The organism is Microbacterium sp. PI-1 (assembly GCF_004337555.1).
Classification (GTDB): domain Bacteria; phylum Actinomycetota; class Actinomycetes; order Actinomycetales; family Microbacteriaceae; genus Microbacterium; species Microbacterium aurugineum.
In genome coordinates, this window is sequence record NZ_SJYZ01000020.1 from 44,298 (window position 1) to 54,326 (window position 10,029).

Below are 10,029 nucleotides of genomic sequence, written 5' to 3' on the forward strand. Positions count from 1 at the left end.
CCATGAACACCTCTGAATCACAGAACCCTGAAAACACCAGCCGCCCCTTCGGCTACTGGCTGAAGGCCGCCGACCGCCTCATGGCGGCCGAGTTCGCCACCGCCTTCGACCGCGAGCACGCGAACCGCCGCGACTGGCGGATGCTCAATGCCGTCGACGGCACCGTCGCCCCGGATCGCCCACTCAAGGCGCACAAGCTGCGCGACCTGATCGAGCGCGGCTGGATCGCCGCCGACGGCGAGGGCTGGACACTCACCGACGAAGGCCGCGCGGCGAAGGATCGCCTCGGCACCATCGTCGACGAGATCCGCGCGAAGGTCGCCGATGCCGTATCCCCCGAGGACATGGCCACCACCCTCGCGTCGCTGGAGAAGATCGCGCGCGCGTTCGGCTGGGACGAGGAGACCCCTCTGCCCCGCGGACGTCGGCACCGCTTCGGCGGCCCCCGGCGTGGTCGCGGAGCCCGGCACGGCTTCGGACGCCCGTTCCGCCGGGGCTTCGGCCCGGGCATGGACGCCGAGTACGGATGCCGTCACGACGATGGCCACGGCGAACGGCACGCCCACGCGCAGAGCCACGGCCACGCCCACACCCACACGCACGGACACGGCCACCCTCGCGCCGGACGGATGGCGCAGCACGCGTTCGAACGCGGCTTCGAGGCGGGCTTCACCCGCGGTCGCGACGCCTGACGCTCCGGCCACCATCGACGAGACGCCTCATCCGACAGCGGGTGAGGCGTCTCGTGCGCCTGGGGCCGGCGTCAGAGGTCGAGGAGCGCCACCGCGGACTCCGCCGCGCCGGCAGCACGGAGGCGAGCGCGGATCGCGGCGGCCGCGAGCGCGTAGGGGCGCTCATCGTCCATCAGCAGCGAGCGCGCATTGGCCTCCTCGTTCAAGGCGACCAGCTCGAAGGCGAGAATCTCCGCATCGGCATCGATCTCCCCCACGGCGACCGCGTGGCGGATCTGAGCTTCGAGGTAGCCGTACCAGTCGACCAGTGCCGCACGCACCGCATCGCTCACAGGCCCGGACTTCGAGTCGACGTCGGCTGCCGTGGCGGCGAAGAAGCACCCACCGGCGAAGACCCGTTCCTTCGAGTACGCGAGGGAGTTGCGCAACAGCGCGGCGAGGCGGTGGACACCCCGCGGATGCTCCCGGGCGGGCTCGACGATCTGCGCGGTGAAGATCTCCCGCGCGGCCTCGACCGTGGCGAGCTGCAGGCCCTCCTTGCTCCGGAAGAGCGTGGCGATGCTGCTCTTGCTCGACCCGGAGGCTTCGGCGAGCCGGCCGATGGTCAGCCCGTCCAGCCCCTCGACGGAGGCGAGATCGGTCGCACTGTCCAGCACGATGCGGCGCGAGGCATCACCACGCGCTCGCCGTCCGTCCTGCACCGCATGAATCGACATGCCTCTAATATACGAACGATCGTTCGCCTAGTATACGTATGATCGTTCGTATTGTTTGGCGAAGGAGTTCCCATGCCGTCCCTCCCCGCACTGCTCACCCGCACCATCCATGCCGCCGCCCGCGTCTCACCCGCGCTCGCGGGCGACCTCGCCTACCGCCTCTTCTTCACCACCTCCCCGCGGATGCCGGTGCGCGAGGCCGATGCCCCGACACTCGACGACGCGCGCCGCGGGACCCTGCACGTGCGAGGCATCGAGGTGTCCACCTACGAGTGGGGCGGCGGCCCTCACGCGGTGCTGCTCCTGCACGGATGGCGCGGCCGAGCCTCGCAGTTCGCCCCGCTCGTGCGCGAACTGGTCGCGGAGGGGTTCCGCGTGATCGCGTTCGACGCACCCGCGCACGGCGCCTCCGGCGGCGGTCGCACCGATGTGCGTGACTGGGTGGACGCCGCCGAGCAGCTGCACGCCGCGCACGGACCCTTCGCCGCAATCGTCGGGCACTCGTTCGGCGCCTTCGCCGCGTTGACCGTGGCCCGGTCGACCGTGCCGACCGGCGCCGTCGCCGCGATCGCCGGTGCGGCCGGCCCCGACGCCTTCCTCGCGGAGTTCGCGAGAGAGCTCCGCCTCGATCCCGCGACGACCGCGAGGCTCACGGAGCGATTCCATCGGCGGCTCGGTCTGGACCGGGCCACGGTCTCGGCGCGCTACGACGCCGCGCGGCATCCGCTTCCGACGGAGACCGCACTGCTGGTCGTGCACGATCGCGATGACCGACGGATGCCGGATTCCGACTCCCTGCGTCTGCACGAAGGCCACGGCGAGCGCTCCCGCCTGCTCCGCACCGAAGGGCTCGGCCACACCCGCGTGCTGTCGGCGGATGCGACCCTCGATGCGGTCGTCGCACTGGTGACGGGCGGGCTCGAGGCCGTCGATGCCCTCGGGTCGATCGCACCGGATGAGACTCAGTCCCGTCGACGGACTCCGCGCCGCACCACCGGAAGAACCGCGGCCGCCACGACCACGACAGCGGCCACGAGCACTGCCACGGCGAAGCCGCCGGTGACGAGGACGGCGGCGATGGTGCCGAACACGGCGATCCCGAGCCCGCCTCCGAGCGCGAATCCGATTTCCTGAATCGCTCCCACCTGTCCGGCCTGGTCCTCAGTCGTCGCCTCGAACAGCGCCGTCGCGGCGAGTGTCGCACCGACGCCGAACCCGAGGCCGACGAGCACGAGCGGGATCGCCACGACGGCCGGGTCGAGCGCGAGCCACCCCAGCCCCACGGCCTGCAGGACGAGCGCCAGCACCGTGAGGGAGTTCGCCGACAGCACGCGCAGCGCCAGCGGCGCCAGCACGCCCCCGATCGCGATGGCCGCGGCCTGGGGCAGCAGCGCGATGCCCGCCTCGGCCGCACTCTGCCCGCGGGTGTCCTGCAGGTGCAGACTCACCAACAGCACGGAAGCCGCCGACGCACCGCTGCTCACGACGATGCGGATGATCGCAGGGCTGAAGCCCGGGATCCGGAAGAGTTCCATGTCGATGAGCGGATCGCGGAGCCGACGCTGCCGACGCACGAAGAAGATCAGGCTCGACGTCGCGATGAGGGCCGCGATCCCGGCCGAGAAGGGCGCGGCGAGGGCCTCGTGGAGCGCGAAGACGAGAGCGCCGAGCGCGAGGATCGAGGACAGGATGCTCAGCACATCCCAGGAGGGCAGCAGGGCACTGCGTGAGTCCGGAACGAGCCACAGGGCCAGCACTCCGGCGATCACCGCGAGCGGAACGCTGCCCAGCATCAGCCAGCGCCATCCCGGCCCCTCGGCCAGCAGCCCACCGAGCACCGGACCGAGTGCGCTTCCCGTGCCGAACGTCGCCGTCCACAACCCGTAGGCGAGGACACGCTCGCGCGCCTGGAACTTGGCCCCGATCGTCGAGACCACTCCCGCGACCACGAAGGCCTCCGCGACCCCCAGCAGAGCACGGACGACGATGAGCAGCAGGCCGCTCGTGGCCATCCCACCCACGGCGTTGAGTGCGGCGAAGGCCGCCAAGCCGATCAGGACGATGCTCTTGCGTCCGAACGCGTCACCGATCCGGGAGGCGAGGATCAGTGTCGCCGCCAGGGAGAGGGCGTACACGTCGACGAGCCAGAGCCCCTCGATGTCGGTCAGTCCCAGGTCGCCCCGGATCGCAGGGAGGGCGGTGGAGACACTGCTGATCGCGAGAGCGCCGATGAGGATCCCGAGCAGGAGCGGGACCATCGCGAGCCAGAGGCGGACGGACGAACGGGACGGAACACGGATGGGGGTTGTGGTCACACCCTCAGTCTGCAAAGGTACACACAGGAGCCACAAGTACGGTCATTTCTGATACGTACTGACATTTTGGATACTGTGGAGGCCGATAGGTGAGAGAGAAGACGGAACGGATCGTCCGCGAGTGGACCGAATCGTGCGATGCCGAAGTGTCGATCGCGGTGCTCGGGGGCGCCTGGAAGCCCAGCATCCTCACCCTCCTCGGCGAACATGAGGTGCTTCGCTTCGGCGAGCTCGGACGGCTGCTGCAGGATCCGACCCCGCGCGTGCTCACGCGTCAACTGCGCGAGCTCGAGGCCGACGGCCTCATCACCCGGACCGTCTACCGCCAGGTGCCACCGAAGGTCGAATATCGACTGAGTGAACTGGGTGCGAGCGCCGGGCAGCTGCTGACCGAGCTCACCCGCTGGGGGACGCTCTACGCAGGACGACAGCGCACGGCGGTGGACGCATGATCACGTGTGTCGTGACGTACACGATCGATCCGAAGAAGATCGACGCCTTCGAGTCGTTCGCGCGCGCATGGATCGAGCTCGTGGGACGCCACGGGGGTGTCCACCACGGCTACTTCCTCCCGTCCGAGGGAGCGAGCGACGAGGCCCTCGCCCTGTTCACCTTCCCCTCCTTCGCCGACTACGAGGTGTACCGGGCGAGGTTCGGGGTCGATCCGGAGTTCATCGAGGCCGACCGCATCCGGGATGAGAGCGGCTGCGTGCTGCGCTACGAGCGCACGTTCATGCGCCCCCTGCTGCCCTCCGACCTCTGACGTCCGGGCCCTGACATCCGGGCTCTGACGTCAGACCTCTGACGAGGTTCAGATCCGGCGCGGGCCCGGACCGTCGTCGGCGAGCGCATCCTCGGGGTTCAGCAACCGGCAGGCCTTGAGCGACAGGCACCCGCAGCCGATGCAGCCGGTGATCTCGCGACGGAGGTGCTCGAGCTGGGTGCGACGGATGTCGAGCTGCTCACGCCACAGCCTTGCGACCCGCTGCCAGTCCCGCTGAGAGGGCGACTCATCGGCAGGCAGGCTCTGGAAGACCTCGTGCACATCGGTGAGGGGGATACCGAGGCGTTTCGCGACCACGATCAACGAGATCCGCCGCAGCATGTGCCGCCGGTATCGGCGTTGATTCCCTGCGGTCCGGGTCGACGAGATCAGCCCCAGTTGCTCGTAGAAGTGCAGGGATGTCGCCGGGACGCCGGTGCGCCGGACGACCTCGCCGATGGCGAGCAGATCGTCGGGTTCCAAAGACATCGCCGCCTCCTCTTGACCTCGAGTTTACTCGAGGTATTAGCGTGACGATCGGCCGCCGAGAACCGGCGCCGACGGGCGAGACCAGCGCCCGCTCCGACGCCACGAAGGGCAGCCGATGACTCAGACACCGCACCGCACGCACCCCGCCGGAAGCTGGCGCGAACTACTCGGCAGCCGCTACGCGCCGATCGCCTCCGTGCTCGCGGGAGGCGTGCTCCTCGAGGCGAGCAACGTCTATCTCACGACGAGCCTGCTCCCCACGATCGTCGGAGACATCGGTGGCGCGGAGTTCTACGCCTGGACGATGACGACCTTCCTGCTGGCTTCCGTGGTCAGCTCGATGATGGTCAGCCGGATCCTCACGCAGCGGGGTGCGGTGCAGGCCTACCTGTGGGCACTCGGCCTGTTCGGACTCGGCTCGCTGCTCTGCGCCGCGAGTCCGTGGATGTGGGCACTGCTCGGCGGTCGGGCCGTGCAGGGCCTCGGCGGCGGCCTGCTCGCCGGACTCGGCTATGCACTCATCCAGCGCACCCTCCCCGAGCGCCTCTGGGCACGGGCCGCCGCCCTCGTGTCGGCCATGTGGGGCGTCGGCAACATCGTCGGCCCGGTGGTGGGAGGCGTCTTCGCGCAGCTGGACGCCTGGCGCGTGACGTTCATCGAATTGGCCGTCGTCTCGGCACTGATCGGCATCGTCGTCGTGCGCGCCCTGCCGCAGACCACTCGGATGCGATCGAGCGAGTCCGTCCCGTGGACATCCCTCGTCCTCCTCGCCGGTGGCGTCGCCGCCGTGGGTGTCGCGAGCATCGTCCCCGCCGGTTTCGGCACGGGAGTCGCCATCGTCGTCGGTGTCGTCCTCGGTGCGTGGTTCCTTCGTCACGAGCGGCGAGGGGGCAACGGCATCCTGCCGCGCGTCACGTTCGCCGCGGGGTCCTCGCTCGGATGGGTGTACATCACCGTCGCCGTCCTGGCCTTCGCGATCGGCACCGAGGCGTTCATCCCGTTGTTCGGGCAGGAGATCGGCGGGCTGATGCCCTTCGTGGCCGGCCTGCTCGGCGCCGCGCTCTCACTCGGGTGGTCGGTCACGCAGGTGTTCACGGCCAACGCCACCGGCGTCCGCTCCCGTCGCCTGCTCATCACCATCGGCCCGGTGACGGTCGCCGCCGGCCTCACCGGCTACGGACTCCTCCAGCACGAGGGCCCGTCCGCGCTCGTCATCGCGCTCTGGTTCGCCACTCTCTTCCTCGCCGGTGCCGGCATCGGCCTGGGATTCCCCCATCTGACCGTCGCCGCGCTCGGCAGCACGCCCGGCGAGGAGGAAGGCGCCAAGGCGGCCGCAGCCGTGAACACGGTCTTCATCATCGCGAGCGCGTTCAGTGCGGCGATGGCCGGGGTGCTCGTCAACCTCGCGATGCCCGACGTCGTCGACGCCGCCCGACTCCTGATGCTGGTCTTCGCCGGAGTCACCCTTCTCGGCGCGTTCGTCGCCAGAGGGGCGAGCTGGGGCATCGGCGAAGACACCAACACCAACACCAACGAAATGGAAACGCCGTGATCCCCTTCGGACCCCAGCTCATCGGCCAGACGGAGAAGGCGCTGAGCGCGCTCCTGCAGACCGTCCTCACCCCTCACGACCTCAGCGAACGCGAGTGGATCTCGCTGAGGCTCACCGCACAGTTCGACGGCGCCGGGGAGCTCGACGCCTTCCTGGCCGATCGTCTCCCCGCCACGGAGGTCGGACCGATCCTCACGGACCTGCGCCACCGTGGACTCCTCGCCGGCTCCGCGCTCACTCCGACGGGCGAGGCACGGGTCGCCGAGATCGGCCGGGAGATCGCAGACCTGACAGGGCCCCTGTGGGCGGACCTCGACCCGCACGAGACCGACGCCGCGGCCGCGGTCCTGAACCGCGTCCTCGACAAGGCACGCCTCCTGCTCCTGCGGGGCGCCACGGCGGGCTGAGCCCTTCGGCACACCCGGAGCCGGAGTCGGCGCCGGAGCGGTTCGGCATCGGACGTAGGCTGGATCGGTGGCGGAATCCCGGGGAAGAGTATGGACCGGCGTCCTCCGCGTCGAACCGCACCGCGGTGATCACCGAGTGGCGCTCCGCGCGGCGATCAGCGTGGCGGCGCCGTTGCTCGTGCTGTGGATGCTGGGCCGCCTCGACCTGAGCATCTACGCGAGCTTCGGCGCCTTCGCCGCGCTGTACGGGCGCCATGACGTGTTCCGCGATCGCATTCGGATGCAGGCGAGCGCCGGGGGCATCATCCTCGCCTCGATGCTCGTCGGCACCGCCCTGTCGGTTCTCGCCGTCCCCGCCCCGGTCAGCATCCTCGTCGTCGCCGTCATCGCCTCCGCCGTCACCCTGCTCGCGTACACGATGCGGTGGCACCCGCCGGGGCCGCTGTTCCCGGTGTTCGCGGTCGGGGCGTGCGCGACCATCCCGGCCACGATCGCCTCGTTCGGCGATGTGCTGTTGGTCGGCGGACCGAGCGTCCTGTTCGGACTCGCGATCACCGCGCTCATCGGGGTCTTCACGCGCCGCACGGACGACGTGCCGCCGAAGACCCTGCAGCCCGTGGGCCCGATCGCCCGAGAGATGGCCCTGTCGGTCGGCGTCGCCATCATCGGGGCAGGCTTCGCCGGGCTGCTGATCATGGACTCGCACTGGTACTGGGCGGCCGTCGGCGCAGTCGCCGCCGTCAGCGGGCCGCAACTCAACGCCCGCGTGATCCGCGGTATCCAGCGTCTGCTCGGGACGCTGCTCGGCGTGCTCGTCGCGGCCGGGATCCTCGTCTTCGACCTGCCGCCGCTCGCGGTCATCGCCCTCGTGGTGCTGCTGCAGGCCGCCGCCGAACTCTTCGTCGGACGCAACTACGGCATCGCGATGGTGTTCATCACCCCGCTCGCACTGCTCATGGTGCACCTCGCCGCGCCGACGCCCGTCGACGTGCTCCTGCAGGATCGCGCGATCGAGACGATCATCGGGGTGACCGTCGGCACGCTCGTCGCCGTCGCTTCGGCCGCGCTGCGCCGGCGACCGCGGAAGACGCGGGTCTGAGCGACCTCAGAGCCGCAGGGCGACGGCGAGCGACACCGCACTGTCGCTACTCGCCCAGGGGAAGCTCACGGTGTTGAGCAGGAACACCACGAGCCCGATCGCGGCGATCAGGAGCACGAACAGGAAGACGAAGATCGCCACCGTGAGGCCGCCGTAGCCGCCGGAGGTCGGAACCTCAGGCGCGACCGACGGCTGGGCCCAGTCGTCGGCGACGGCGGCGGGAGGCTCACCATCGAGGATCGCGGGAGTCGGGCGCGGGCGGTCGGAGCGACGGCGCGTCTCCGGCGGAGGCGGCGGGATCACCGTGTCCGCCGGCGGGATCGCTGCGGATGAGGGCGGGGCCAGCAGACCGTCCGGGATCGGGATGTCGGGCGGGGGCGGCGGGATCACCGCATCCGCGGGCGGAATCAGCGGCTCCTCGGGAACCCCGCCCTCCTCAGGCTCGATCGGTTCTTCCGGGGTGGTGCCGCTGATGTCGCTCATCTCAGCCTCCGACTGCTCCGACGTCGGTCACGCCGACGTCCGTTCGATGGAAGTTCTGGAACGACCGGGAGGCCGTCGGTCCGCGCTGCCCCTGGTAACGATTGCCGTAGGGGCCGGACCCGTAGGGGCTTTCCGCAGGTGAGGTCAGCCGGAAGAAGCAGAGCTGCCCGATCTTCATCCCCGGCCACAGCTTGATCGGCAGGGTCGCGACGTTCGCGAGCTCCAGCGTCACGTGACCGGTGAACCCCGGGTCGATGAATCCGGCCGTCGAGTGCGTGATGAGCCCGAGGCGCCCGAGCGAGGACTTGCCCTCGAGACGGGCGGCGATGTCATCCGGGAGGGTGACCTGCTCGAACGTCGCGCCGAGTGCGAACTCGCCGGGGTGCAGGATGAACGGCTCCTCGGGATCGACCTCGATCAGACGCGTGAGCTCCGGCTGATCGACCGACGGGTCGATGAACGGGTACTTGTGGTTGTCGAACAGCCGGAAGTAGCGGTCCAGGCGCACGTCGATGCTCGACGGCTGGATCATCCCCTCTTCGCGCGGCTCGAGGCCGACGCGGCCGGATGCGAGTTCTGCTCTGATGTCGCGATCGCTGAGAAGCACGGCACCAGCCTAGTTGCCAGGCCGCCACCGTGCCGCGTTGCTTTGGCCATCGGGCGGCGTGCGGGTAGGCTGGCCTTCACCTGCTCCTCGGATGCGGGTACGGGGCTGTAGTTCAATGGTAGAACTTCTGCTTCCCAAGCAGACAGCGCGGGTTCGATTCCCGTCAGCCCCTCCACTTGTGATTTCCAGAGCGACTCCGGACATTCTTGAGTTACTTCGGACTGAGGTTCTTGCGTTGCTCAGCCGTCCGCAGTGTTCGTGGCCCTGCTGTCCCCGCGCGTGTATCTGCCATCACGGCTCTCGCGCTTTCGGCTCTCAGGACCGGCGGGCTGAGTCTGCTGGCGGGAGGAATCTATGCAAGCACGTTCGTATGGAACGCCTTCGAAACCTTCATCGGGTTCGGCGACGCTGTGAGAAACTGCTGAAAACGGGCGGGGGAATGATGACGGCCGAAGAGGAGCCGCGGAGCACTTCGATTCTGCGCACTTTCAGCATTCTGCGCTGGGTGTTTCTTGCGCTGGCCGCAGGGGGCGTAGTGCTCATCGCCCTCAGCTTCGGAGAGTCCGGCGCAGCTGCTCTCACCGCAGGCATCGGGACTGTAGTCCTCAGCCTCGCCTGCTTCGTCGCGATGACGATGCAGAGTCGAAAAGGCCGCGGGTCAACAGAGACACCACCCCCAGGGGGATCGACATGAGCCAGCCGGGAGACCTCTCCGACGAGGAGCGGAAGCGACTTTCTGGTGAGCTCAAACAGGTACAAGACCAGCAGGCTGAAGCCCTCAAGGAGGGCTTCAGCCTCGGTGGCGGGCTCGGCAACCACGAGCAGAGGGCGAAGCTCGATGAACAGGCCGAGACGCTGCGCCAACAGCTTGGAGTCGAATCCTCTGCGCCGCAGACGAGTCGCGCG

General features: G+C 69.4%; 12 protein-coding genes, 1 tRNA gene and 1 pseudogene. 9 read left to right on the forward strand and 5 right to left on the reverse strand.

Annotated elements, in window-relative coordinates; all coding sequences use genetic code 11:
* Positions 1-2 precede the first annotated feature (2 nt).
* Complete coding sequence (locus E0W80_RS14965) at positions 3-692, forward strand: hypothetical protein (protein WP_131493638.1); 690 nt, start codon at positions 3-5, stop codon at positions 690-692.
* Positions 693-763: 71 nt separating this feature from the next.
* Here E0W80_RS14965 and E0W80_RS14970 read toward each other — a convergent pair whose 3' ends face one another.
* Entirely contained in the window at positions 764-1,408 is a 645-nt protein-coding gene (locus E0W80_RS14970) for a TetR/AcrR family transcriptional regulator (protein WP_131493640.1), read from the reverse strand.
* 72 nt (positions 1,409-1,480) lie between these two features.
* Between E0W80_RS14970 and E0W80_RS14975 the strand changes: the two genes are divergently transcribed.
* Positions 1,481-2,542 carry an alpha/beta hydrolase gene (locus E0W80_RS14975; RefSeq protein WP_131493642.1) on the forward strand — a complete coding sequence of 354 codons (1,062 nt, stop codon included), beginning with the start codon at positions 1,481-1,483 and terminating at the stop codon, positions 2,540-2,542.
* A 23-nt stretch (positions 2,543-2,565) separates the two neighbouring features.
* Here the strand turns inward: E0W80_RS14975 and E0W80_RS19420 are convergent.
* Positions 2,566-3,666, reverse strand: a pseudogene (locus tag E0W80_RS19420) (MFS transporter); the annotation flags it as partial.
* Positions 3,667-3,812: 146 nt separating this feature from the next.
* Between E0W80_RS19420 and E0W80_RS14985 the strand changes: the two are divergent.
* Positions 3,813-4,175: a helix-turn-helix domain-containing protein gene (locus E0W80_RS14985; protein ID WP_052193813.1), complete on the forward strand. Its 363-nt coding sequence runs from the start codon at positions 3,813-3,815 to the stop codon at positions 4,173-4,175.
* Positions 4,172-4,486 (forward strand): NIPSNAP family protein, encoded by a 315-nt coding sequence (locus E0W80_RS14990; RefSeq protein ID WP_047524237.1) that lies wholly within the window; start codon positions 4,172-4,174, stop codon positions 4,484-4,486. The genes E0W80_RS14985 and E0W80_RS14990 overlap by 4 nt, the downstream gene beginning before the upstream one ends.
* Before the next feature lie 48 nt (positions 4,487-4,534).
* Here E0W80_RS14990 and soxR read toward each other — a convergent pair whose 3' ends face one another.
* Positions 4,535-4,975 carry a redox-sensitive transcriptional activator SoxR gene (gene soxR / locus E0W80_RS14995; RefSeq protein ID WP_047524236.1) on the reverse strand — a complete coding sequence of 147 codons (441 nt, stop codon included), beginning with the start codon at positions 4,973-4,975 and terminating at the stop codon, positions 4,535-4,537.
* Positions 4,976-5,090: 115 nt separating this feature from the next.
* On the opposite strand from soxR, the gene E0W80_RS15000 reads away from it, so the two are divergent.
* From E0W80_RS15000 to E0W80_RS15010, 3 genes are all read left to right on the forward strand, one after another.
* Positions 5,091-6,527 (forward strand): MFS transporter, encoded by a 1,437-nt coding sequence (locus E0W80_RS15000; RefSeq protein WP_131493646.1) that lies wholly within the window; start codon positions 5,091-5,093, stop codon positions 6,525-6,527.
* Positions 6,524-6,934: a hypothetical protein gene (locus tag E0W80_RS15005; protein ID WP_131493648.1), complete on the forward strand. Its 411-nt coding sequence runs from the start codon at positions 6,524-6,526 to the stop codon at positions 6,932-6,934. Before E0W80_RS15000 ends, E0W80_RS15005 begins: the two co-directional genes overlap by 4 nt.
* A gap of 67 nt (positions 6,935-7,001) precedes the next feature.
* Entirely contained in the window at positions 7,002-8,033 is a 1,032-nt protein-coding gene (locus E0W80_RS15010; RefSeq protein WP_131493650.1) for an FUSC family protein, read from the forward strand.
* Positions 8,034-8,039: 6 nt separating this feature from the next.
* Here E0W80_RS15010 and E0W80_RS15015 read toward each other — a convergent pair whose 3' ends face one another.
* The gene (locus tag E0W80_RS15015; protein ID WP_131493652.1) at positions 8,040-8,516 is read right to left on the reverse strand and encodes a hypothetical protein; all 477 of its coding nucleotides are present in this window, start codon (positions 8,514-8,516) and stop codon (positions 8,040-8,042) included.
* Position 8,517: 1 nt separating this feature from the next.
* On the reverse strand, positions 8,518-9,123 hold the full coding sequence (gene dcd, locus E0W80_RS15020; protein ID WP_047524231.1) for a dCTP deaminase: 606 nt from the start codon (positions 9,121-9,123) through the stop codon (positions 8,518-8,520).
* A gap of 101 nt (positions 9,124-9,224) precedes the next feature.
* On the opposite strand from dcd, the gene E0W80_RS15025 reads away from it, so the two are divergent.
* Both E0W80_RS15025 and E0W80_RS15030 read left to right on the forward strand, forming a co-directional pair.
* A tRNA-Gly gene (locus E0W80_RS15025) sits at positions 9,225-9,298 on the forward strand.
* Between the two features lie 515 nt (positions 9,299-9,813).
* A partial coding sequence (locus E0W80_RS15030) for a hypothetical protein (RefSeq protein WP_131493654.1) occupies positions 9,814-10,029 on the forward strand: 216 nt, incomplete at its 3' end.